The organism is Streptomyces sp. PA03-1a (assembly GCF_033792805.1).
Taxonomy (GTDB): domain Bacteria; phylum Actinomycetota; class Actinomycetes; order Streptomycetales; family Streptomycetaceae; genus Actinacidiphila.
The window spans coordinates 16,566-39,138 of sequence record NZ_JARAVO010000044.1; the positions used below are offsets into that span (position 1 = coordinate 16,566).

Genomic DNA, 22,573 nt, shown 5'->3' on the forward strand with positions numbered 1-22,573 from the left:
TCGAGCGTCGTCCGGCGCCGAGCCGGACGAGGACGACCGCGGCCGAGCACGCGGGAGTGGTGCCGTTGTCATGATCTCCATCCTCTTCGCCGTCCTCGCGGCCTGCAGCAACGCCTTCGGGACGGTCCTGCAGCGGCGCGCGGTGCTCACCGTCCCCGCCTCGAAGTCGCTGCGCCTGGGCCTGATGAAGGACCTGCTGCGCACCCCGGTCTGGCTCGCCGGCATCCTCGGCGTCATCCTCGCCGCGATCTTCCAGGCCCTGGCGCTGGGTACCGGTTCGCTCGCCGCGGTCCAGCCGGTGTTCATCCTGGAACTGCCGCTGGCCCTGGTGATCGGCGGCATGGTCTTCCACGTGGAGCTGTCCCACAAGGCGTGGGCCAGTGTGGCGTGCATCGCCGGGGGCCTGGCGCTGTTCCTCTTCTCGATGGCGCCCAGCGGTGGGCGGGACCAGGTGCCGGGCATCTGGTGGGTGCCGACGCTGCTGATCGTCGGCGGGCTCGGCGCCGTGCTGGTGCTCGCCGGGCTGCGGCGGCCCACCGGACTGATGCGCGCCGCCTGCCTCGGTGGGGCGGCGGCGGTCGGCAACGCCCTCACGGCCGCGCTGATCAAGTCGTCCATGGACGTCCTGGAGCACCAGGGGATCGCGGCCTGGCTGCTGTCCTGGCAGACCTACGCCTTCGCCGCGGCCGGCGGGTTCTCGTTGTTCCTGCTGGGGACCGCGATGCAGGGGGGACCGCTGATCGCCTCCCAGCCCGCCCTGACGCTCGGCGACGCCGTCGTCGGCTTCTGCCTGGGGGTCGCGCTCTACGGCGAGCAGCCGCGCACCGGCTTCTGGCTGCTGCCCGCGCTGGCGGGGTTCGCGGTCCTCAGTTACGGCGTCTTCGCGATGTCCCGCACCCAGTGCCTGTACAAGTGCGTCCACCCCGAGGAGGACCTGGCCAGCCCGGCCGGGGAACCCGCCGCCTCGACCATGTGAACCGCACGCGGACGCCCCCGGGACCGGCAGCCGGTCCCGGGGGCGTCCGCGTGCAGGGCGCCGCTCGTCAGTGGCGCGGGGCGGGGTACGCCTTGGGCAGGCGCATGCCGCGGTCGGCCATGATCTGCCGGACGTGGTTGGGGTAGTCGGTGATGATGCCGTCGATGCCCATGTCCATCAGGGCCTCGATGGTCGGGTTGTCGTCACAGGTCCACGGGATGACCTTCAGGCCGCGCTCGTGGGCGTCGTCCACCATCTTCCCGGTGACGTAGAACGTGAAGTTCGGGTCGGCGATGGTGCCGTTCTGCGGCATGCCGTAGACCGGGGAGAGCGCCTTGACGCCCGGTATGGCGGCGGCGGCCTTGACGAAGTCGCCGTCGTAGTCGTCGGCGTCGATGCCGCCGAGCCACGGGGAGGCGCCGGGCTTGCCGACCTGGAGGAAGTCGTAGTTGGTGAGCGCCACCAGCGGGTACTTCGGCGCGAGCTTGTGCATCTCGTTCAGGGCGCCCCAGTCGAAGGACTGGATGGTGACCTGCTTCTCGATGCCCGAGCGGTGGATCTCCTCGAAGACCCGGCGCACGAACAGCTCGCGCGGCGCGGTCTGCTCGGGGGCGCCGGCCTCCACCTTGGTCTCGATGTTGAGCTTGACCTTCTTGGCCTTGTAGCTCTTGACCAGGCCCAGGACGTCCTTGAGCTCCACCATGCGGTGGCCCTTGATCTGCTCCTGCTCGGGGAAGCCGGGCAGCTGCTGGTAGCCGCAGTCCATCGTCTTGATCTGGGCCAGCGTCAGGTCCTTGATGTACTTGCCGACGTACGGGTACATCGGGTCGCCCGCCGTCACGGGGCCGGTGTCCTTGCACTTCTGGGCGCTGATCTGGCGGTCGTGGTTGACGACGACCTTCTGGTCCTTGGTGACGTGGGTGTCCAGCTCCAGGGTGCTCACCCCGAGGCGCAGGGCCTTGCCGAAGCCCTCCAGGGACTCCTCGGTGGTCATGCCGATGCCACCGCGGTGGGCCTGCAGGTCGAAGGAGGCCTTGGGGGAGTGGCCGTGGCCGTCGTGGGCCGTGGCCGCCTGGGCGGCGGTGGGGACCACGAGCGCGGGTACGACGGCCAGGGCTGCGATTGCGTGCCGGAGGGACATTTACACCTCGTCTACATCGGACGAACAGGACCTGGTGACGCTAAGCCGCAGGTCGAGCGCGTACGAAGCCCGCGCATGAGGGCATGGTGAACGCCCGGGGAACGATCGTCCCCCGGGCGTGGCCCGGTCACGGACGGTGTCAGTCCAGGAGGCCGTCGTAGTCGGGGAGCTTGAAGGTGCGCTCGGCGTGGCCGCCCACCAGGTCGGTGGTGTTGTTGCCGATGTTCGCGACGATCGTGTATCCGCGCTTCTCGATGGCGGCGCGCTGCGCCGTCTTGTACGCGCTGACCTCGTCGAAGAGGTCCGGGATCGAACGGCCGTAGAGCCCGGCGACCGGGTAGCCCTCGCGGTCGAGGTTGTAGTGCGTGGCCGGGTAGATGAAGTCCGGCCGGGCGGTGACGAAGAAGACGTCCACGCCACGGGAGTCCGCGTACCGGGCGAGGTCACGCGTCGGCGCCACGGCCGGCGGGAACCACCAGTCGAAGTACGTCTCCAGCGCGGTGTTGTCGATGTCCAGCACGATCGCCAGCTTCTCGCCGGGCTTCCGGGCGGCCGTACGGTCCTGGACGTAGGTGTGCGCCTGGTCGATCACCGGGCGCACGTCCCGCAGCCAGGTCTCGTGGCCGACCGAGACGGCGGTGGCGGAGGCCGTGGTGGCCGCCGCCACCGCAACGCCGGTGGGCTCGGAGGCGTGCGCGTCGGCGGGGAGCGCGATGCCGGACACCCCGGCGGCGATGATCGCCGCGACGACGGCGCCGCGTCTCCAGGTGAGGGTTTTGAGGGTTGTCATGCACCGTACGTTCGCTGGTGCGGGTGAGCGGAAACTGGCGTTCGGATTACCGGTTGGTAACTATCCTTGGGGTTCGGACAATTGGCTGGCGAAGGCCACGAACGCGGTCCACGCGTCCGGCTCGAAGGCCAGAACCGGGCCGGACCTGTCCTTGGAGTCCCGTACGTGGACGGCAGCCGGGCCGACCGCAACTTCCACACATTCGCCGCCGTCGCTGCCGCTGTGACGGGACGTGAACCACACGAGAGCGCTCACAGTTCACCCGCAATCTGCTCGATCACCTTGGCAGAGTCCTCCGGCGTGAGGGCCTGCGCCCGGATCATGCCATAGCGCTGGTGGAGCAGACTGACCCTTTTCCGGTCATCCGTGAGCAGGCCCCCGACCTGACCTTCAGCGTAGGCGAGCAACTGGCGTTCGGGGTTCTCCAGGAAGGTGAAGGGACCGTCGAGTCCGGCGTGCGACTCGTAGCGGGCCGGCATGACCTGGATCTGGACGTTGCGCCGCCGCCCCACCTCGACGAGGTGCCGCAACTGTGCCCCCATCACGGCCCGTCCGCCCGTCGGGCGGCGCAGGAGCCACTCCTCCAGGACGAAGGAGAGCATGCACACGGGCCGGCGGGTGATCAGGGTCTGGCGGGCCAGCCGGTCCTCGGTCCAGCGCTCGACCTCGTCCTCCTCCAGGGCCGGACAGCGGGCCCCGAACACGGCACGGATGTAGGCCTCGGTCTGCAATAGGCCGTGAATGACGTGGGTGTTGTACGATCCCAGGCTCAGCGCCCGGGCCTCCTCGTCCGCGTACTCCCCGTACCCCACGGGCAGCTTCTCCCGGGACAGATGGGGTGCCACCGCCTTCAGCACCCCGGGTGAGCCCAGCAGTTGCTCGGCCCTGTCGATGAACGCCGTGCTGGCGATGCGCTCACCGCACTCGATCTTGACGGTCTGCGACTTCGAGTAGCCCGTGTGCGCCGCCACCGCGTCCAGGGTGAGCCCCTGGCCCTCGCGCAGCGCCTTGAGCAGGTCCCCGAAGATCCTCATGCTCACCGAGCGCTTGTCCTCGACCGTCACGCGGCCACCCCCGTCCGGCTCCCCTGGCGTCGTCCCGCAGCGCCACGCTAGGCACGCGGCGGGCGGCGGCACGCCGGGAACCGGCGGAATTCACCTGACGCGGGGAATCGAGGACCAGGTGTGACGCAGGCCACGCCACGGTGCCGATGGATTCACGGCGCCCGCGCGGTCCACCGGGCATGACAGAAAACGTGAAGGGCCCGGCGAGTTACTTCCCGTCGATCGAGAAGAAGTACGGCCGGCCGGTCGAGGAGTGGAAGGAGCTCATCCGCTCCTCCCCGCTGACCCGCCACATGGAGCTCGTCGGCTGGCTGAAGGCCGAGCACGGACTCGGGCACGGACACGCCAACGCCCTGGTGGCGCACACGCTCGCCGAGGGGAAGGACGCGTCGTAGCCGCCGGGTCACTCCGGCAGCCGCGTCCCCTCCGGGAGCCGTACGGCGAAGTCGTCCGCCAGGACCCGCAGCACCTCGTCCGCGTCCGCCAGTTCCCGTTCCTTGCGGGTGCCGTCGGCCGTCGTCTCCGTCAGGCGGCGTCCGGTCAGGGACAGGTGCGCGTCGCCGGTGGTGCGCTGGGCGTAGACGCCGCGGGAGAAGGGGGAGCGCGGGTTGGTCGCCACGTGCCAGTTGATGACCTCGTAGTCGGGGGCCTGGAAGGGTTCCACCGTGAAGGCGTACTGGTCCTCCCAGCCGTCGTCAGCGGCGCCGGGCGGGTACGCCTGGAGCTTCCACAGTTCCAGCGGCCCGTCGTGCGGCGCGTGGACCAGCCGGTGGCGGCGCGGCGCGTCGTGCAGCTCCACGTCCGCCACCAGCGGCAACGGCTCCAGCAGGGCGCCGATGCTCCCGAAGCCGACGTCGCTCACGTACGGCACCGGCTCGCCGGGCACCTCGGCGAGCATGAGCATGTGCGTACGGGGGCGGACGTCCCCCGGCTTCGCCCCCACCAGCACGCGCGCGGTGAGCAGCGTGACTCGGAACCCGAGGGCGGTGAGCGCCGCGGCGAACAGGGTGTTGTGCTCGTAGCAGTAGCCCCCGCGCCGGCCGTGGACGAGCTTTGCCTCCAGATCGGGCAGCGCGAGCGAGGGCGCCCGGCCCAGGACGGGGTCGAGGTTCTCGAACGGGATGCCCAGCATGTGGGCGCGGTGCACGGACCGCAGCACCTCCGCCGTGGGGCGGCGTTCCCCGGCCCAGCCGATGCGGGCGAGATAGGCGTCGAGATCGAGCGTCATACGACCACCCTACGGATGCGGGGCGATTCCTTCGCCCCACGGACCGGCCCCTACACGGGTGCGGGGTGGCGGTCGTCCTCGCTCTCCTCCAGGAGTTTGCGGGCGAGGCTGTCGACGGCGCGGTCCATCAGGGCACGGTCGGCGGGGTCGGCGATCGTCCAGTCGTCGAGCCGGGAGTCCAGCCAGCGGCGCCAGGCCGCGGCGAGGAGGTCGAGCTGGGCGCGGCCGGCCGCGGTGAGGGTGAGGGTGTCGCCGTCCACGCGGGCCCAGCCGCCGCGGGCCACCTTGGCGAAGGCGGGTTCGAGGACCTCGCCGGGCATGTGGTGGGCGCGGGCGACGGCGTCCAGTGAGGCGCCGCCCTGGAAGCGGTCGCGCCAGTGGATCTGCCCGAGCGCCCAGGCCTCGCCCGGGGTGAGCGGGGAACCGGAGTCGGCCAGGATGCGGAGGGCGACGGCGGGCTCCGCGGCGTGTTCGCGGCGCATGACGCCCGCGACCGCCCGCTCCAGTTGGACGACGGCGTCGGGGGAGTCGGGGGCGGAGAAGCCCTCGCCCATGTCCGAGGCGCCGGCGCGGGCGCTGTCGCGCAGCGGCACCTCCTTGAGGAACCAGGCGATGACGAAACCGGCCAGGGCCACCGGGGCGACCCACAGGAAGACGTGCTGGATCGTGTCGGCGTAGGCGTCGACGATCGGGGCGGCCCGGTCGGGCGGGAGCGCCCGCAGGGCCTGCGGGTCCTGCGCCGCGGCGGCCGGGACGCCGGGCACCTCGGCGAGGGCGGCGGACAGGGCGGGGCCGAGCCGGTTGCCGTACAGGGTGCCGAAGACGGCGGTGCCGAAGGCGCTGCCGAGGGTGCGGAAGAAGGTCACCCCGGAGGTGGCGGTGCCCAGTTCCGCGTACGCGACGGTGTTCTGGACGGCGATCGTCAGGACCTGCATGGCCAGGCCGATGCCGAGGCCGAAGACGAGCATGTACAGGGACTCCAGCCACGGCCCGGTCGCCCGGTCCATGGTGGACATCAGGTACAGGCCGAGCGCCATGACGGCGGTGCCCGCGATGGGGAAGGCCTTGTAGCGCCCGGTGCGGCCGATGACGGTGCCGGAGGCCATGGACGTGCCGAGCAGTCCGGCGACGAGCGGGAGGGTGCGGACCCCGGACTCGGTGGCGGAGACCCCGTCGACGAACTGGAGGTAGGTCGGCAGGTAGGTGAGCGCGCCCAGCAGCGCGAAGCCGACGATGAAGCTGAGCAGCGAGCACACGACGAAGACCGGGTTGCGGAACAGGTGCATGGGGAGCATCGGCTCCCTCGCGCGCAGCTCGACCAGGACGAACGCGGTCAGCAGCACGGCCGAGGAGACGAACAGCCCGACCACGACGGCGGAGTCCCAGGCGTACTGGCTGCCGCCCCACTCCAGGGCGAGCACCAGTCCCGAGGCGCCCAGGGCGACCAGCGCGATGCCCGCGTAGTCGACGACGGGGCGGACGGCGGCCCGGACGACGGGGACGGTACGGGCGGCCATCACGACCATCACGATCGCGACGGGGACGTTGACGTAGAAGCACCAGCGCCAGGTGGCGTGGTCGGTGAACAGACCGCCCAGCGTCGGGCCGACGACCGTCGTGACCCCGAAGACCGCGCCCAGCGCGCCCTGGTACTTGCCGCGCTCGCGCAGCGGGATGACGTCGGCGATCAGGGCCATCGCCGTGACCATGAGTCCGCCGCCGCCGATCCCCTGGACGGCGCGGGCGACGATCAGCATGAGCATGCTGGTGGCGGCGCCCGCGAAGACCGAGCCGGCGACGAAGACGACCGCGCTGACCTGGAAGACGACCTTGCGGCCGAACAGGTCGCCGAACTTGCCGACCAGCACGGTGGAGACGGTCTCCGCCAGCAGGTAGGCCGTGACCACCCAGGCCATGTGCCCGGCACCGCCGAGGTCCGCGACGATCGTCGGGAGCGCGGTGGAGACGATCGTCTGGTCCAGGGCCGCCAGCAGCAGGCCGAGCACGATCGTCACGAAGACGACGTTGGTCTGGCGGCGGCTCAGGGCGGGCGGCCGGCCGGCGGTGGGGACGGTGACGGCCATGGCTCCACCCTCGCGCGGGCCCGCCGGTGCCGCCCGGCCACACGCCCGTACGGGCTATGCGCGGGCGTCCGCTACCGCTTGAGCTCCTCGCGCAGCCTGCGGTCGATCGCCAGGGCGAGCTCCGCCTCGACGACGGCCTGCACCAGGGGGCGCAGCCGGGCGATCGCCTCGCTCAGCCGGGTGGTGTCGCCGGACTGCAGGTCGGCCTCCGCGTCCGGCAGGACGTAGGTGCGGGCCAGCTCGACGAAGAGCTCGGCGAGCAGGTCCATGCGGCCCCGCATGGCGCGGCCCGCGGCGAGCACCTCGGCGAGCGGGACGCCCTCCCGGACCAGTGCGGCCGAGGCCTCCAGCAGCCGGCGGCTGACGTGGACGACGTCGTCGCCGTCCACGGCGAGGTAGCCGATGTCCAGGGCGGTGGCCAGGTTCTCCGCGGTGGCCTGGTCGCCGTAGTGGTCGGCGAGGCCCTCCGGGGTGAGCCGCAGCGGCTCCTCCTCCGACCAGCGGGTGGGCAGTCCCGGGTCCAGGCCGAGCAGTTCGCCGACGTCGCGGCGGCCGCTCTCCCAGGCGTCCATCAGCTCGGCGATGCCGCCGAGGGTGTGGCCCCGCTCCAGCAGGGCCGTGATGGTCCGCAGCCGGGCCAGGTGGTGGTCGTTGTACCAGGTGATGCGGCCCTCGCGGCGCGGCGCCGGGAGCAGCTTGCGCTCCCGGTAGAAGCGGACGGTACGCACCGGGACCCCGGCCGCTTCGGCCAACTCGTCCATCCGGTACTCGCGCTCGTGCGTCGCCACGCCGATCAGCCTATGCGGTGCGCGCGTCACGTCGCGCCGCCCGCCCTCTACCGCTGGTAACGCCTTCTGGTCTACGCTCCGAACCGCGCCAGTGAACACTGGCGCGATTCGGCAAGGGGCGGCACCGAGAGGCGGCGGTATGGCCGGACACAGCGAACACGTGCGGGTTGCGGTGATCGGATCGGGGTTCGGCGGACTCGGCGCCGCCGTACGGCTGCGACGCGAGGGGATCACCGACTTCGTCGTCCTGGAGCGCCGGGACTCCGTCGGCGGGACGTGGCGGGACAACAGCTACCCGGGGTGCGCCTGCGACGTGCCCTCGCACCTGTACTCGTTCTCCTTCGCGCCGAACCCGCAGTGGCCGCGCACCTTCTCCGGCCAGCCGCACATCCGGGCCTACCTGGAACGGGTCGCGGACACCTTCGGCCTCCGCCCGCACCTGCGCCTCGGCACGGAGGTCACCGAGGCCCGCTGGGAGGCCGGCGCCCGGCACTGGCGCATCACCACCTCCCGCGGCGAACTCACCGCCGACGTCGTGGTCTCGGCCACCGGGCCGCTGTCCGACCCCAAGCTGCCGGACGTCCCCGGTCTCGACGCCTTCCCGGGGAAGGTCTTCCACTCCTCGCAGTGGGACCACGACTTCGACCTCAAGGGCAAGCGGGTCGCCATGGTCGGCACCGGGGCCTCGGCCATCCAGATCGTGCCCGCGATCCAGCCCGAGGTGGAGCGCCTGACCGTGGTGCAGCGGACGCCCCCGTGGGTGATGCCGCGCATGGACCGCGGGATCAGCCGGGCCGAGCAGTGGCTGCACGGCAAGGTGCCGGCCACCGCCAGGGCGCGGCGCGGACTGCTCTGGCTGATCCGCGAGTTCCAGGTCGGCGCGTTCACCAAGCGCCCGGCGATGATGCGCGGCGCCCAGGCCATGGCGGCCGCGCACCTGCGCAAGGCCGTCAAGGACCCGGCGCTGCGGGCCAAGCTGACCCCCGACTACCGGATCGGCTGCAAGCGCATCCTGCTGTCCAACGACTACTACCCGGCGCTCGCGCGGCCCAACACCGAGGTCGTCGCCTCCGCGCTGAAGGAGGTGCGCGGCTCGACCCTCGTCATGGCCGACGGCACCGAGCGCGAGGCCGACGTCATCGTGTTCGGCACCGGCTTCCACGTCACCGACATGCCCATCGGCGATCGGGTGTTCGGCGCCGACGGCCGCTCGCTGACCGAGCACTGGAAGGACGGCATGGCCGCGCTGCGCGGCTGCACCGTCGACGGGTTCCCCAACCTGCTGTTCGTCATCGGACCCAACACGGGTCTCGGGAACAGCTCGATGATCCTGATGATCGAGTCCTCGCTGAACTACGTCGCCGCGTACCTGCGCGCCCTGGACACCACCGGCGCCGCCGCGCTCGACGCCCGCCCGGAGGCCGTGCGGTCCTGGAACGAGGAACTGCAGCGCCGCATGGCGCGCACGGTCTGGAACACCGGGGGCTGCGTCAGCTGGTACCTGGACGACCAGGGCCGCAACACCACCGTCTGGCCCGGGACGACCGCGGAGTTCCGGCGCGCCACGCGCCGGCTGGAACTGCAGGAGTACGAGACCGTGCCCGCCGGTGCCCCCGGGGAGCACCCGGAGCGCGTGGAGGTTGCCTCGTGACCGCGTCCGTCTTCGACCTCCCGGCCGCCCGTCGCACGCACTCCGTGCGGTCCGCGGACGGCACCTCGATCCACGTGGAGGAGTACGGCCCCGAGGCCGGCACCGCGCCCACCGTGGTGCTGATCCACGGCTGGACGTGCAGGACCCTCTTCTGGGCCCCGCTCATCCACGAACTCGCCGGGGAGTACCGGGTCGTGGCGTACGACCAGCGCGGCCACGGAGCCAGCGGGACCCCGCGCCGCGGCGGCTACGGCACCGGCGCGCTCGCCGACGACCTCACCGCGGTCCTGGAGTCCGTCGTCGAGGGCGACGAGAAGGTGGTGCTGGTCGGCCACTCCATGGGCGGGATGACCGCGATGGCGGCCGGCGACCGCGCCGCCGTGCAGACCCGCACGGCCGCGGTACTGCTGGCCAGCACCGGCAGCGGGCGGCTGCTCGCCGAGGCGGCGGTGCTGCCCCCGCGGGTGCGCAGCAAGCGGGTGCGCGACGCCTTTCACCGCTTCCTGCTGGTCAGTTCGGCGCCGCTCGGCCCGCAGTCCGCGGTGACCCGGGCCGCGCTCAAGTACGGGATCCTGGGAGCGGCGTCGAGCAAGGAGCTGGTGGCCGCCACCGCCCGCATCGTGCACGCCTGCGGGCGCCGGCAGCGCGCGGCGTGGGGCCGGGTGCTGGCCGGGCTCGACCTGGACGCGGGCGTCTCCGCGCTGCGCGCGCCCACCGCCGTGCTCGTGGGCGGCGCCGACAAGCTCACCCCGCCCGCGCACGCGCACGGCATGGCCGCCCGGCTCTCCCGGTTCGCCGGGCTCACCGAACTGCCGGGCCTCGGCCACATGACGCCGCTGGAGGCACCGGCCGCGGTGGCGGGCGTCGTACGCACCCTCGTCGAGGACCACCTGCGGCCCGGGGCCCAGGTCAAGGAGGAGACGGCATGAGCAGGTCGCTGAACGGGCAGGTCGCGGTGGTGACCGGCGCCGCCCGTGGGGTGGGGGCGCTGCTGGCCCGCAAACTCGCCGCGCGCGGCGCCCGGTTGGCGCTGGTGGGGCTGGAGCCGGACGAACTGAAGCGCGTCGCAGCGGAGATCGGCCCCGACACCGGGTACTGGACGGCCGACGTCACCGACCGGGAGGCCATGGCCCGCGTGGCCGGGGAGGTCGTGGAGCGCTACGGCCGCGTCGACGTCGTGGTCGCCAACGCCGGTGTGGCGACCGGCGGTCCGTTCCTGGACGTGGACCCCGCCGACTTCGAACGCGTCATCCAGGTCAACCTGCTCGGCAGCGTGGTCACCGCCCGCGCGTTCCTGCCCGCCCTGCTCGCCTCGCGCGGCTACCTGCTGCAGATCGCCTCGCTCGCCGCGATCACCCCGGCGCCGCTGATGACCGCGTACTGCGCGAGCAAGGCGGGGGTCGAGTCCTTCGCGCACTGCCTGCGCGCCGAAGTCGGCGTCAAGGGCGTCAAGGTCGGTGTGGGGTACCTGAGCTGGACCGACACCGACATGGTGCGCGGCGCCGACGAGGACGACGTGATGCGCGAGGCCCGCGCACGGCTGCCCTGGCCGGCCAACCGCACCTACCCGCTGGAGCCGGCGGTCGAGCGCATCGCGGACGGGATCGCCCGCCGCTCGCCGCACGTCTACGCCCAGTGGTGGCTGCGTGGAATGCAGTCCGTGCGCGGGTACTTGCCGGGCCTGATCGGGGGTGCCCTGGGGCGGCGCGAAATGCGCCGCCTGGAGCCGAGGATCGCCGCCGCGGGCGGCATCCGGCACGGACTCGTCGGCCGCGGCGGCGCCGCGGACGAGCGGGCCCGGTCGGAAAGGCCCGTCTGACCAGCGCCGTTCACGGAACGCGTTCGTCCGAAGTGCGTACTGTGTCCGGCCGTGTCAGCCTGGTCGAGGCCCATTCCATACATCACGAAGGAGTGATCATGGGCAAGAACGACCCCACGCGAAACAAGGCCGGGCAGCAGAACCGCCCGCAGGCTCAGCCCCAGTCCCAGGAGCGCATCGGCCAGACCCGCGAGCGCGCTCAGGGCCCGGCAGGCGAGCCGATGCGCCAGCAGGGCAAGCAGCAGCACCGCGAGCCCGGCCACGGCCAGCCGGCCAGGACGTCCCCGCAGTCGATGCCCAAGGGCGACCGCCAGCGCTCGCTGGAGGAGATCGACGAGCGGCAGGACCGGGACAGCTGACCCGCGTGGTCCAGGCGTGAGCGTGGAGGGGCGCGCCCGTTCAGGGCGCGCCCCTTCCGTCGCCCCTGACGGGGGAGGGACTCAAGGACGCGGGGGGAGCGGGGGCCGACGCCGGTCCGGGCGGTCGGACAGATCGGGCGGTGTGGAGGCCGGGTGCTTCTCCAGCAGGTCAAGTGCCGTCTGCACGGCGACCTCCAGGTCGGTGCGGCGGCCCTCCGCCCAGTCCAGCGGGGTGCGGATGACCGGGATGTCCGGTTCCACGCCGTAGTTCTCCACCGACCAGCCGTAGGCCTCGAACCAGGCGGCGTTCATCGGCACCGTGATCACCGTGCCGTCGCCCAGCCGGTGCCGGCCGGTCATGCCGACCACGCCGCCCCAGGTGCGGTGACCCACCACCGGGCCGATGCCCAGCAGCCGGAACGTGGCGGTGATCATGTCGCCGTCAGAGGCCGTCGCCTCGTCCGCCAGCGCGACGATCGGCCCGCGCGGGGCGTTGCCCGCGTAACTCACCGGCTGCGCGTGCCGGGTGTGGTCCCAGCCGAGGATCTTGCGGGTCAGGCTCTCCACCACCAGGTCGCTGATGTTGCCGCCCGCGTTGCCGCGCACGTCGACGATGAGCGCCGGATGGACGATCTCGATGCGCAGGTCGCGGTTGAACTGCGCCCAGCCCGAGCCCCCCAGGTCGGGGATGTGCAGGTAGCCGCACCTGCCCTCGCTCAACGCCCGGACGACCGCGCGTCGTTTGGCCACCCAGTCCTGGTAGCGCAGCGGCCGTTCGTCCACCAGCGGCACGACCGCGACCCGGCGCGGATGCCCGCCGTCGGGCGGGGTGAAGGTCAGCTCCACCGTGGTGCCGCCCGCGGCCGACAGCAGCGGACCGGGTCCGGCGACCGGGTCGACGGCACGGCCGTCGACGTGGGTGAGCGTCGCGCCCTCCAGGACGCCGGTGCCGGCCAGCGGCGAACGGGCCCTGGAGTCCGAGGACTCGCCGGGCAGGATGCGCGCGAGCACCCACCGGCCGTCCTTGGTGTGGACGAAGTTGATCCCGAGCAGCCCGATCGGCCGCTGGTAGTGCGGCGGCCCCTCGCTGCGGCGGGCGGGCGCCACGTACGCGTGCGAGGTGCCCAGTTCGCCCAGGACCTCGCGCTGGAGGTCGGCGAACTCGTCCGGGGTGGCGACCCGTTCGACCAGCGGACGGTACTGGTCGAGGATCGCCGGCCAGTCGATGCCGCACATGTCCGGCGCCCAGAAGTAGTCGCGGATGATCCGCCCGGCCTCGTCGAACGCCTGCCGCCACTCGGCGGGCGGGTTCGCCTCGTGCAGGATCCGGCGCATGTCGATGTACACGGTGGAGTCCAGGTCGCCCGGCTCGTACGCCGGGACCACGGTCAGGTCCCCCTCGTCGAAGACCACCAGCTGCGTGCCGTCGCCGCTGACCCGGTACCAGTCCATGTGCCGCACCAGCTCGACCCGCTTGGACTTGGCCAGGCCGAAGTACTCCAGGGTGGGGCGCGCGGAGGGGTCGGTCGGATTGACGAAGGTCTCGCCGAGCGCGCCGGAGATCGGCCAGCGCAGCCAGGTCAGCCCGCCCCGCACCGCCTCCAGCGAGCTGTACTTGGAGGCGGGCACCGGGAAGGGCGTCACCCGCATCGGCAGCCCGGCCGCCTCCACGGCCAGCGGCCCCTCGGCGAAGCCGGTCGGGTCCAGCCCGCCCCCCGGCGGGCGGCCCTCCACCGGCAGCGCGAAGGGCGAGGGCGTCGCCGAGTGCAGCGGCACCAGGTGCGGGCGGCAGCCCAGTGGGAAGGACAGGTCGCCGGTGTGCACGTCGTACACCGGGTCGAAGCCGCGCCAGGACAGGAAGGCCAGGTAGCGGCCGTCGCGGGTGAAGACCGGCTGCTCGTCCTCGAAACGGCCGTTGGTGACGTCGATGAGGGTGTGCTTGCCGGTCTCCGGGTCCGGGCTGAGCCGGGCGATCCGGATCTTCCGCAGCGAACGGCCGATGACCGGGTGGGACCAGGCGATCCAGTTGGAGTCCGGGGAGAAGGCCAGGTCACGGACGGGGCCGTTGGTGGAGCGGACGAGCTCGGCCACGACGCCCGACTCCGCGTCGACCATGAGCAGCCGCCCGTCGTGGGAGGCGACGGCGAGGATCTGGCCGTCGGGCGAGGGCACCAGTTCGTGGACGCGGCCGAGCAGCCCGCACGCCAGCCGCGTGCCGCCGCTGCGGCACGGGGGCCGTGGCAGCGTCTGCCCCTCGGCGGACGCCGGGTCCTGCGCCGGTTCCTCCTCCGCCTCCTCCACGGACCGCAACGCCTGCGCGACGGCGTCGTCGGCGTCGGCGATGTCGGCCGCGGCCAGCGCCGCGGGGCGGCCCGGCAGCGCGGCGATCTCGATGGCGTCCTCGCCCTCGGCGTCGGTGACGAAGGCGATCCGACCGGTGTCGCCCAGCATGACCGGCAGCCGGACCCGCGACCCGGGCACGTCGGAGATGGTGCGCGCGGGCCCGTCGCGGTGGGTGAGCCAGTACAGGCTGCCGCGCACGCACACCGCGCTGGCGCGGCCGGTGCGGTCCACGGCCAGCCCGTCCAGGTACGCCGAGGCCGGGACCTGGTACGGGCGCCGGCCGGCGCGCGGGCCGCCGAGGTCGACCGCGACGCGGTGCGGCACCGACCCCGGGCCGAGGTCGTCGACCAGCCACACCTCACCCGCGCACTGGTAGACCACGCGCGTGCCGTCGGTCGCGGCGCTGCGGGCGTAGAAGTCGGCGTGGTCGGTGTGCCGCCGCAGGTCCGTGCCGTCCGGCAGGCAGGAGTACAGGTTGCCGACGCCCTCGTGGTCGGAGAGGAAGGCGATGCGCCCCGCCACGAACATCGGCGACTCCAGGTGGCCGTCGACCTCCGGCACCAGCCGCCGGCACTGCAGCCACAGCCGCCCCGTCGCCCCGCCCCGGTACCGCTTCCACGAGGCCGGTTCGTGCGGCGCGGTCGCCGTCAGCAGCAGCGTCCGGTGCTCGCCCTCGGCGCTGTCGTCCACGGCGATGTCCGACACCGGGCCCCAGGGCAGACGGCTGCCCGGGCCGCCCTCGTCGGGGATCGCGTAGGCCCACGTGTAGTGCGAGAACGGCTCGCCGTGCGACGAGACCGCCAGGATCCGGCCGTCCGGCGTCCAGGAGCGCACGCGCGTGTCAGTGCTGCCCCAGTAGGTCAGCCGGCGGGCCGGGCCGCCCTCGACCGGCGCGACGTACACCTCGGGGTCGAGGGAACGCCAGCTGTTGAAGGCGATCACGGAGCCGTCGGGCGAGAAGCGCGGATGCCCGACCCGGATCCGGTCGGCCGTCACCCGCCACGCGCGCCCCTCGTCCAGGGGCGCGACCCAGATGTCGTCCTCGGCGACGAAACAGAGCCGCTCGCCGTGAACATGCGGAAACCGGAGGTATGCGGCGTCGCTCACTCATCCATCGTTCGCGGCTCCCGGAGCCCGGGCAACTTTTCCGGTCCGCGTCAGCGCAGGCACTCCCGCACCGCGCGGACCAGTGCCTGGGCGCGGGGATCGGCGGTGACGTTCTTCTGCATGCCGTTGGTGACGTATCCGAAGGCCACGCCCTCGCCGGGGTCCGCGAAGCCCAGCGACCCGCCCCGGCCGGGGTGGCCGAAGGAGCCGGGGGACAGGAGCGGGGCCGCCGGGCCGTGCAGCATGAAGCCCAGGCCGAAGCGGGTGTTCACCACCAGCACGCGGTCCGGGCCCTCCGACTCCGGGGTGCGTGCCGAGGTGAGGGTCGCCGGGGCGAAGAGCCGCGCCCCCGGGCCCTCGACCTCCCCGATCAGCGCGGCGTAGAAGCGGGCCAGCGAGCGCGCGGTGGCGATCCCGCCGGAGGCCGGCAGCTGCGCCGCGTGGTACCCGGGGTCGTTCTCGTCCGGTAGCGGGTCGATCGCGCCGAACGCGCGCCGGGTCAGCGACGACGGGTCCTCGTACGCCTCGGTCACGTTCCGCTTGGGTCGCGCCCGCAGCCCGGCCGCGGCCGGCGGCGGCGGGGTCTCCACGGAGGCGATCCGCCCGACGCGGCGCTCCTCGCCCGCGGGCAGCCCGACCCACAGGTCGAGGCCGAGCGGGCGGGCGATCTCCTCCGCCACGTAGCGCCCTATGGACCGGCCGCCGCTCGCCCGTTGCACCAGCTCGCCGATCAGCCAGCTGTAGGTCTGCGCGTGGTAGCCGTGGTCCGTCCCCGGTGCCCAGAACGGGGCCTGGGCCGCGAGCGCCCGCGGTCCGCTGCTGCCGTCTTGCGCCTGGCCCGGGCTGAGCGGGGTGTCCAGCGCCGGCACGCCGGCCCGGTGCGCCAGGGCGTCGCGGAACGTGACCCGCTCCTTGCCGGCGGTCTTGAACTCGGGCCAGTACGTGCCGACGGGCGCGTCCAGGTCCAGCTGGCCCCGCTGGTGCAGCAGGAGCAGGCACGCCGCGGCCACGCCCTTGGTCGCCGAGCGCACCACCTGCGCGGTGTCCTGCGCCCAGGGCGCGTCCCCGTCCCCGTCCCCGTCGGCGGAGCCCGCCCACAGGTCCACGACCTTGCGGCCGTCCCGGTACAGCGCCACGGCCGCGCCGCGCTCGCCCCGCTCCTCGAAGTTCCGGACGAAGGCCTCCCGGACCGGCTCGAAGCCTTCCGTCACTGCTCCGTGGACGTCCACCACAGCCCGTGCTCCCACCATGCGCCGCCGTTGTTGCTCCTCCCATGGTGCCTCCCGCCCGCGACCGGTCAGGACCGGGGTCGGCACGGCGCGGCAGCGCCAGGGGGTGTCCCGGGAAGCGGTCAGGCGGTGGCCTTCGCCGCGGCACGGCCCGCCGTACGGCCGGAGAAGATGCAGCCGCCGAGGAAGGTCCCCTCCAGCGAGCGGTAGCCGTGCACCCCGCCGCCGCCGAAGCCGGCCGCCTCACCCGCCGAGTACAGCCCGGGCAGCGGCTCGCCGTCGGCGCGCAGCACCCGCGCGTCCAGGTCGGTCGCCATCCCGCCGAGCGACTTGCGGGTCAGGATGTTCAGCCGTACGGCGATCAGCGGGCCCGCCTTCGGGTCCAGCAGCCGGTGCGGCGCCGCGGTGCGGATCAGCTTGTCGCCGATGTAGTTGCGGGCCCCGCGGATCGCGGTGACCTGCAGGTCCTTGGTGAAGGTGTTGGTGATCTCGCGGTCGCGGGCCTCGATCTCGCGGCGCAGCGCGGTCTCGTCGATCAGGTCGTCCTTGGTGATCGCGTTCATGCCGCGCACCAGCGCCGCCAGGTCGTCCTCGACGACGAAGTCGACGCCGTGCTCCTTGAACGCCTCGACCGGGCCCGGCGCCCCCGGCAGCGCGCGCTTGAGCACGTCGCGCACGCTCTTTCCGGTCAGGTCCGGGTTCTGCTCGGAGCCCGACAGCGCGAACTCCTTCTCGATGATCTTCTGGGTGAGGACGAACCACGTGTACTCGTGGCCGGAGCGCATGATGTGCTCCAGCGTCCCCAGCGTGTCGAAGCCCGGGAAGAGCGGCACCGGCAGGCGCTTGCCGGTCGCGTCCAGCCACAGGGAGGACGGCCCCGGCAGGATGCGGATGCCGTGCCTGGCCCAGATCGGGTTCCAGTTCTCGATGCCCTCGGTGTAGTGCCACATCCGGTCGCCGTTGATCAGGTGCGCCCCGGCCGCCTCGGCGATCCCCAGCATCAGGCCGTCCACGTGCGCCGGAACGCCCGACAGCAGCTTGCGCGGCGGCGTGCCCAGGCGCTCCGGCCAGGCCTTGCGCACCAGGTCGTGGTTGCCGCCGATGCCGCCCGAGGTGACGACCACCGCCTGCGCCCTGAGCTGGAACTCCGCGCGGATCTCCCGCGAACTCGCCTGGCCGCGCTCGGCGTCGCTGTCCACCAGGACCTCGCCCGCCACGCCGTCCACCGCGTCGCCCGTCGTCGTCAGCGCCGTCACGCGGTGCCGGAAACGCAGCTCGACCAGCCCCTTGGCGACCGCCTCCCGCACCCGGCGGACGAACGGCGCCACGACGCCCGGCCCGGTGCCCCAGGTGATGTGGAAGCGGGGCACCGAATTGCCGTGCCCGGTGGCGAGGTAGCCCCCGCGTTCCGCCCAGCCCACCACCGGGAAGAACCGTATCCCCTGCGCGTGCAGCCAGGACCGCTTCTCGCCGGCGGCGAAGTCCACGTACGCCTCGGCCCACTTGCGCGGCCAGTGGTCCTCGGCACGGTCGAATCCGGCGGTCCCCATCCAGTCCTGCAGGGCGAGTTCGCGGCTGTCCTTGATCCGCATCCGGCGCTGCTCGGGGGAGTCGACGAGGAACAGCCCGCCGAAGGACCAGAACGCCTGGCCGCCGAGGTTGCTCTCCGGCTCCTGGTCGAGCAGGAGGACCTTGCGGCCCGCGTCGGCCAGCTCGGCCGTCGCGACCAGACCGGCCAGCCCCGCTCCGACGACGATGACGTCCGCGTCCAGCGCCATGGTGTGCCTTTCCGCTCCCCTTTGGTGTGCAGGCACGTTACGCTACGCGCGAGTAAGGAGGCGAGAGGGCAGCGCCTTTCAACATCGCTCGCCGGCGGGGGATGACGCCATGCGCAGGTTCGAGGGACACGTCGCCGTCGTCACCGGAGGCGCCCAGGGCATCGGCGCGGCGACCGCCCGGCGCCTGATGTCCGAGGGCGCGGACGTCCTGCTGGCCGACCTGGACGCGGAGCGTGCCGCCGCGACGGCGGAGGCCCTCGGCAAGGAGACCGGCGGCCGGGCCGCGGCGGTGGCGTGCGACGTCGTCGACCAGGCCGCGGTGGACGCCGCCATGACGTACGCCGCCGAGCGCTTCGGGCGGCTCGACGTGCTCGTCAACAACGCCTACGCCTGCCACGTGGACCCGCCGCGGTTCGAGGACCTGCCCGACGTGGAGTGGTACGAGGACCTGGAGGTCACCCTCACCGGGGCCATGCGCTGCGCCCGCGCGGCGCTTCCGCTGCTGGCGCAGGCGGGCGGGCGCGGGGCGATCGTCAGCATCGGCTCCGTCAACGGGCACATGAACTTCGGCAACCACGCCTACAGCGCCGCCAAGGCGGGCCTCGCCTCGCTGACCCGCACGCTGGCCGTGCACGCCGCCCCGCGCGGCGTCCGGGTCAACCTCGTCGCCCCCGGCACGGTGCGGACGCCCGCGTGGGCGGGGCGCGAGGAGGCCCTCGACCGCCTCACCGGGGTCTACCCCCTCGGGCGGGTCGGCGAGCCCGAGGACATCGCGGCGGCCGTCGCGTTCCTCGCCTCCCGGGACGCGTCCTGGATCACGGGCCTCACGCTCCCCGTCGACGGGGGCATCCTCGTCAACGGATCCGCCTTCCGCGCGGCGCTGGACTGACGCCCGGGCCCGGTGTCTGTCTGCGGCTCGTTTGCGGCGGGCGGTTTCCCCGCCCGCCCTCCCGATTGCCCGGCGCGGCACCGGCCCCACACGTACGCGGCGAGGCGGTCGCTGACCGCGCCGGGCAATCCTGCGGGAGGGCGGGGGATGCCCGCCGCAGGCGCAACGCACCCGCACACAACCACCGGGCCGCAGACGAACGCGTCGTCACACGTGAAGCATGAGCCCGATCCCGGCCACGACCACGAGCGCCGCGACGATGCGCGGGCGCCCCAGCCGCTCCTTGAAGAAGACCGCCCCGATGACCGCCCCCGCGATGATGGAGGTCTCCCGGAGGGCCGCGATCGGCGCGAGGGCGCCCCGCGTCTGGGCCCACAGGACGAGGCCGTACGCGGACATGGACAGCGCCCCGCCGAGCAGTCCGCGGGCCGCGACCGGGCGCAGTTGCGCGGGGAGCGCGGCGCGGCGCACCGCGAGGGCGCAGCACACGAGCAGGACGCCCTGGATGAGCAGGAGCCAGGCGACGTAGCCCAGGGCGGTGCCGGACGCGCGGACGCCGACCCCGTCGACCACGGTGTACGCCGCGATGGTCAGCCCGGTGCCCACGGCCGCGCCCACCGCCGGCCAGTCCTTGCTGCGGCCGCGCATGCCCCACAGGGCGGCCCCGCCGAGCCCGGCGGAGGCGACGAGGACGCCCGCGGTCTGCAGGGCGTCCGGCACCTCGCCCACGAAGACCGCCGCCAGCAGCGTCACGACCATGGGGGCGACACCGCGCGCGATGGGGTAGACCTGCCCGAAGTCCCCCAGCGTGAAGGACTTCATCAGCAGGTACATGTACGCCATGTGGATCCCCACCGAGACGATCAGGTAGGGCCAGGCGTCCCCCGCGGGCAGCGGGGCGAACCCGGCGGTCGCCGCGCCGCAGATCGCTCCGCCGCCCCCGACGAGGGTGAACGCGACGAGCCGGTCCTTGATGCCGTGGGCGATGGCGTTCCACGCCGCGTGGGTGACCGCCGCGAGCAGGACGGCCGCCGCTATCAGGGGCGTCACGCGGTGCGTTCGCGGACGTCGGCGAGGGTCGCCCCGGCGTGCCCGACCAGTTCGGCCGGGGCCATGGGGAAGACGGTGTGCGGGGTGCCGGCGGCCGCCCACACGGTGCCGTGCGCCAGCAGCCCCCGGTCGGCGAGGACGGTGGTGCGGGTCCGGTGCCCGAAGGGGGGTACGCCGCCGATGGCGTACCCCGTGGTCTCGCGCACCAGGTCCGCGTCGGCCCGGCGTACTTCGTTCGCGCCGAGTTCGGCGCGGACCCGCTCCACGTCGACCCGGGACGCGCCGTCCATCAGCACCAGCACCGGGACCCCGTCCGCCGCGAAGATCAGGGACTTGACGATCTGGCCGAGCTCGCAGCCGATCGCCGCGGCGGCCTGCGCCGCGGTGCGGGTCGCGTCCGGGAAGGCGCGCACGGGTACCTGGAGCCCCAGCGCGGTGAGTGCCTCCGCGAACCGGGGATGGGCTGCAGCTGATGTCGACATGGCCAGCACGCTAGCCCTCGGCGGGGCCGGGGTGCCAAGCCATTTGCGGGCGGGTCACGAGGCGGCCTTCAGCACCGAGGCCACGATCGGCCCGGCGGAGTCGCCGCCGTGCCCGCCCTCCAGGACCATCCCGGCGGCGGCGACGTCACCGCGGTAGGCGAGGAACCACCCGTTGGGCTGTTCCTGGCCGCCGACCTCCGCGGAGCCGGTCTTGGCGCCGACGTCGCCGTAGACCCCGCGCATCGCGCCGGCGGCGGTGCCGCTCGACGCGGTCAGCCGCATCATCGACTTGAGGTTGCTCCGCACGCCGGACGGGAGGGCGCTGCCCGCCTTCGCGAGCGGACCCTCGATCAGGTCGGCGGCCACCAGCCGGGGCTGGCGGAACACCCCGTTCTGCACGGTGGCGGCGACGGAGGCCATGTTGAGCGGGCTCATCTGTATCTGGCCCTGGCCGATCATCTCCTCCGTCATCTCGTCGCCCGGGCCGCCGGGGACGCGGCCGTCCCAGGCCGGGACGCCGACGTTCCAGGTGCGGCCGAAGCCGTAGTAGCGCTGGGCGACCGAGGGGACCGAGGACTCGTCGAGGTGGCCGGCGAGCTTGATGAAGCCGGTGTTGCAGGAGATCGCGAAGTCCCGCTGGAAGGTGGCCGACGGGTCGGAGGAGCTCTCCACGTTGTGGAACATCTTGCCGTTGTCGAAGTTCGCGGTCGCCGGGCACGGCGCCGGGGTGCCCGGGGACACGCCCTTCTCCAGCAGGGCGGTCGCGGTGACGACCTTGAAGGTGGAGCCGGGGGCGACCTGCGCGTTGAAGGCGTTGTTGTTGTCGCTCGCCGGGTTGTTGGCGAAGGCGAGGATCTCGCCCGTGCCTGTCCTGACCGCGGCGACCGAGGACTGGCTGCTGCGCTTGACCGCCTGCTCGGCGGCCTTCTGCAGCGTCGCGTCCAAGGTGGTGGGGAGCTTCGCGGCCGTGCCCTTGGTGATCACGTGCAGCGTCTGCCCGGGGCCGTCGGCGCCGTTCACCCAGGTCTCGATGCCCGGCTTGCCTCCGGAGAGCTTGGCCCCGTAGCGCTCGCGCAACTGCGGCAGCACCGAGGCCAGGGACGGGTAGTCGTCGGCGTCCAGTTCCTTGCCGTTGCGGTCGACGACGACCACCGGCGGCGAGGAGGCCTCACCGGTCTCCAGCGACTGACCCTCCGTCAGTTTGGGGTGAAGCACCGCGGGTTCCCAGTCCACCATGGGGCGATGGGTGGTCTCGCCGCGGAACACGGTGAGGGCCGAGGAGTACGTCCACGTGGAGGACTTGCCCTGGTAGGAGAGCGAGGCCACGACCTTGAACGGCACCACGGCCCCCTGGGCCGTGCCCGGCGTCAGCCGTACGCGGGCGACGTGCGCCTGCTTCCGGTACGCGGACAGGTCCCCGGACGCCGCCGCCGCGTCGTTGGTGAGGGCCCCCGCCGCGGTGGTGTCCCCCTTGGCCCACGCGGCCAGGAAGTCCGCGGCGGTCTTCTTCACCTCCGCCGCGGTCGGCGGACCGGTCTCCACCGGGGCTGCCTCCGTGGCGAAACCGCCGCCCCCGGCCAGCCCGTTGTAGATGTTGTACGCCCCGTACCCCGCGGTCCCCACCAGTCCCGCGGTCAGCGTGGCGACGATCCCCAGCTTCACACCTCGGCGCATGGCACCGACCCTCCCCGTGGTCCCCCTGAACGTGTTCAAAAATGAGGCAATGCAAGCGCACTCTACGGGACGGAGAGGGGCCTGAGGCTGTCGACCGGGTCACAGCTTCGGCACGCGCTTC

General features: G+C 73.1%; 20 protein-coding genes. 7 read left to right on the forward strand and 13 right to left on the reverse strand.

Annotated elements, in window-relative coordinates:
• Positions 1-70 precede the first annotated feature (70 nt).
• A complete protein-coding gene (locus PV341_RS12520) occupies positions 71-976 on the forward strand; it encodes a DMT family transporter (RefSeq protein ID WP_500328964.1) in 906 nt (301 codons plus the stop codon).
• A gap of 67 nt (positions 977-1,043) precedes the next feature.
• Here the strand turns inward: PV341_RS12520 and PV341_RS12525 are convergent, their stop codons facing one another.
• The 4 genes from PV341_RS12525 to PV341_RS12540 form a co-directional block, all read right to left on the reverse strand.
• Complete coding sequence (locus PV341_RS12525) at positions 1,044-2,117, reverse strand: glycerophosphodiester phosphodiesterase family protein (protein ID WP_500328965.1); 1,074 nt, start codon at positions 2,115-2,117, stop codon at positions 1,044-1,046.
• A gap of 139 nt (positions 2,118-2,256) precedes the next feature.
• Positions 2,257-2,907, reverse strand: coding sequence for an HAD family acid phosphatase (locus tag PV341_RS12530; RefSeq protein WP_500328966.1), 651 nt, complete (start codon positions 2,905-2,907; stop codon positions 2,257-2,259).
• Between the two features lie 60 nt (positions 2,908-2,967).
• Positions 2,968-3,162: a DUF397 domain-containing protein gene (locus PV341_RS12535; protein ID WP_500328967.1), complete on the reverse strand. Its 195-nt coding sequence runs from the start codon at positions 3,160-3,162 to the stop codon at positions 2,968-2,970.
• A complete protein-coding gene (locus PV341_RS12540) occupies positions 3,159-3,971 on the reverse strand; it encodes a helix-turn-helix domain-containing protein (RefSeq protein WP_500328968.1) in 813 nt (270 codons plus the stop codon). Before PV341_RS12540 ends, PV341_RS12535 begins: the two co-directional genes overlap by 4 nt.
• Before the next feature lie 179 nt (positions 3,972-4,150).
• Between PV341_RS12540 and PV341_RS12545 the strand changes: the two genes are divergently transcribed.
• Positions 4,151-4,366: a DUF4287 domain-containing protein gene (locus PV341_RS12545; protein ID WP_499512298.1), complete on the forward strand. Its 216-nt coding sequence runs from the start codon at positions 4,151-4,153 to the stop codon at positions 4,364-4,366.
• Positions 4,367-4,374: 8 nt separating this feature from the next.
• On the opposite strand, the gene PV341_RS12550 is transcribed toward PV341_RS12545, so the two are convergent.
• From PV341_RS12550 to PV341_RS12560, 3 genes are all read right to left on the reverse strand, one after another.
• Positions 4,375-5,199 (reverse strand): arylamine N-acetyltransferase family protein, encoded by an 825-nt coding sequence (locus tag PV341_RS12550; RefSeq protein ID WP_500328969.1) that lies wholly within the window; start codon positions 5,197-5,199, stop codon positions 4,375-4,377.
• A 50-nt stretch (positions 5,200-5,249) separates the two neighbouring features.
• The gene (locus tag PV341_RS12555; RefSeq protein ID WP_500328970.1) at positions 5,250-7,283 is read right to left on the reverse strand and encodes an MDR family MFS transporter; all 2,034 of its coding nucleotides are present in this window, start codon (positions 7,281-7,283) and stop codon (positions 5,250-5,252) included.
• A gap of 71 nt (positions 7,284-7,354) precedes the next feature.
• Complete coding sequence (locus PV341_RS12560) at positions 7,355-8,071, reverse strand: MerR family transcriptional regulator (protein ID WP_500328971.1); 717 nt, start codon at positions 8,069-8,071, stop codon at positions 7,355-7,357.
• 139 nt (positions 8,072-8,210) lie between these two features.
• On the opposite strand from PV341_RS12560, the gene PV341_RS12565 reads away from it, so the two are divergent.
• From PV341_RS12565 to PV341_RS12580, 4 genes are all read left to right on the forward strand, one after another.
• Positions 8,211-9,722, forward strand: a complete 1,512-nt coding sequence (locus PV341_RS12565; protein ID WP_500328972.1) for a flavin-containing monooxygenase — start codon at positions 8,211-8,213, stop codon at positions 9,720-9,722.
• Positions 9,719-10,651 (forward strand): alpha/beta fold hydrolase, encoded by a 933-nt coding sequence (locus PV341_RS12570; RefSeq protein WP_500328973.1) that lies wholly within the window; start codon positions 9,719-9,721, stop codon positions 10,649-10,651. The genes PV341_RS12565 and PV341_RS12570 overlap by 4 nt, the downstream gene beginning before the upstream one ends.
• On the forward strand, positions 10,648-11,541 hold the full coding sequence (locus tag PV341_RS12575; protein WP_500328974.1) for an SDR family oxidoreductase: 894 nt from the start codon (positions 10,648-10,650) through the stop codon (positions 11,539-11,541). The genes PV341_RS12570 and PV341_RS12575 overlap by 4 nt, the downstream gene beginning before the upstream one ends.
• A 98-nt stretch (positions 11,542-11,639) precedes the next feature.
• The gene (locus PV341_RS12580) at positions 11,640-11,900 is read left to right on the forward strand and encodes a hypothetical protein (RefSeq protein ID WP_500328975.1); all 261 of its coding nucleotides are present in this window, start codon (positions 11,640-11,642) and stop codon (positions 11,898-11,900) included.
• 81 nt (positions 11,901-11,981) lie between these two features.
• Here the strand turns inward: PV341_RS12580 and PV341_RS12585 are convergent, their stop codons facing one another.
• The 3 genes from PV341_RS12585 to PV341_RS12595 form a co-directional block, all read right to left on the reverse strand.
• Positions 11,982-15,350, reverse strand: a complete 3,369-nt coding sequence (locus tag PV341_RS12585; protein ID WP_500328976.1) for a S41 family peptidase — start codon at positions 15,348-15,350, stop codon at positions 11,982-11,984.
• Between the two features lie 50 nt (positions 15,351-15,400).
• Positions 15,401-16,600, reverse strand: coding sequence for a serine hydrolase domain-containing protein (locus PV341_RS12590; RefSeq protein WP_500357759.1), 1,200 nt, complete (start codon positions 16,598-16,600; stop codon positions 15,401-15,403).
• Positions 16,601-16,701: 101 nt separating this feature from the next.
• The gene (locus PV341_RS12595) at positions 16,702-18,357 is read right to left on the reverse strand and encodes an FAD-binding dehydrogenase (protein ID WP_499512289.1); all 1,656 of its coding nucleotides are present in this window, start codon (positions 18,355-18,357) and stop codon (positions 16,702-16,704) included.
• A 109-nt stretch (positions 18,358-18,466) separates the two neighbouring features.
• Between PV341_RS12595 and PV341_RS12600 the strand changes: the two genes are divergently transcribed.
• Complete coding sequence (locus PV341_RS12600) at positions 18,467-19,246, forward strand: SDR family NAD(P)-dependent oxidoreductase (RefSeq protein WP_500357761.1); 780 nt, start codon at positions 18,467-18,469, stop codon at positions 19,244-19,246.
• A 207-nt stretch (positions 19,247-19,453) separates the two neighbouring features.
• Here the strand turns inward: PV341_RS12600 and PV341_RS12605 are convergent, their stop codons facing one another.
• The 3 genes from PV341_RS12605 to PV341_RS12615 are packed head-to-tail and all read right to left on the reverse strand — an operon-like array spanning position 19,454 to position 22,452.
• The gene (locus tag PV341_RS12605) at positions 19,454-20,296 is read right to left on the reverse strand and encodes an EamA family transporter (RefSeq protein WP_500328979.1); all 843 of its coding nucleotides are present in this window, start codon (positions 20,294-20,296) and stop codon (positions 19,454-19,456) included.
• Positions 20,293-20,778 (reverse strand): YbaK/EbsC family protein, encoded by a 486-nt coding sequence (locus PV341_RS12610; protein ID WP_500328980.1) that lies wholly within the window; start codon positions 20,776-20,778, stop codon positions 20,293-20,295. The genes PV341_RS12605 and PV341_RS12610 overlap by 4 nt, the downstream gene beginning before the upstream one ends.
• A gap of 54 nt (positions 20,779-20,832) precedes the next feature.
• Positions 20,833-22,452: a penicillin-binding transpeptidase domain-containing protein gene (locus tag PV341_RS12615; RefSeq protein ID WP_500357762.1), complete on the reverse strand. Its 1,620-nt coding sequence runs from the start codon at positions 22,450-22,452 to the stop codon at positions 20,833-20,835.
• Positions 22,453-22,573: the final 121 nt, after the last annotated feature.

Excerpts from the sequence above, each read along its gene's own strand:
- PV341_RS12520 (WP_500328964.1), top strand. The coding sequence starts at position 71 with ATGATCTCCATCCTCTTCGCCGTCCTCGCGGCCTGCAGCAACGCCTTC.
- PV341_RS12525 (WP_500328965.1), bottom strand. The coding sequence starts at position 2,117 with ATGTCCCTCCGGCACGCAATCGCAGCCCTGGCCGTCGTACCCGCGCTC.
- PV341_RS12530 (WP_500328966.1), bottom strand. The coding sequence starts at position 2,907 with ATGACAACCCTCAAAACCCTCACCTGGAGACGCGGCGCCGTCGTCGCG.
- PV341_RS12545 (WP_499512298.1), top strand. The coding sequence starts at position 4,151 with ATGACAGAAAACGTGAAGGGCCCGGCGAGTTACTTCCCGTCGATCGAG.
- PV341_RS12550 (WP_500328969.1), bottom strand. The coding sequence starts at position 5,199 with ATGACGCTCGATCTCGACGCCTATCTCGCCCGCATCGGCTGGGCCGGG.
- PV341_RS12555 (WP_500328970.1), bottom strand. The coding sequence starts at position 7,283 with ATGGCCGTCACCGTCCCCACCGCCGGCCGGCCGCCCGCCCTGAGCCGC.
- PV341_RS12565 (WP_500328972.1), top strand. The coding sequence starts at position 8,211 with ATGGCCGGACACAGCGAACACGTGCGGGTTGCGGTGATCGGATCGGGG.
- PV341_RS12575 (WP_500328974.1), top strand. The coding sequence starts at position 10,648 with ATGAGCAGGTCGCTGAACGGGCAGGTCGCGGTGGTGACCGGCGCCGCC.
- PV341_RS12580 (WP_500328975.1), top strand. The coding sequence starts at position 11,640 with ATGGGCAAGAACGACCCCACGCGAAACAAGGCCGGGCAGCAGAACCGC.
- PV341_RS12590 (WP_500357759.1), bottom strand. The coding sequence starts at position 16,600 with ATGGTGGGAGCACGGGCTGTGGTGGACGTCCACGGAGCAGTGACGGAA.
- PV341_RS12595 (WP_499512289.1), bottom strand. The coding sequence starts at position 18,357 with ATGGCGCTGGACGCGGACGTCATCGTCGTCGGAGCGGGGCTGGCCGGT.
- PV341_RS12600 (WP_500357761.1), top strand. The coding sequence starts at position 18,467 with ATGCGCAGGTTCGAGGGACACGTCGCCGTCGTCACCGGAGGCGCCCAG.
- PV341_RS12610 (WP_500328980.1), bottom strand. The coding sequence starts at position 20,778 with ATGTCGACATCAGCTGCAGCCCATCCCCGGTTCGCGGAGGCACTCACC.
- PV341_RS12615 (WP_500357762.1), bottom strand. The coding sequence starts at position 22,452 with ATGCGCCGAGGTGTGAAGCTGGGGATCGTCGCCACGCTGACCGCGGGA.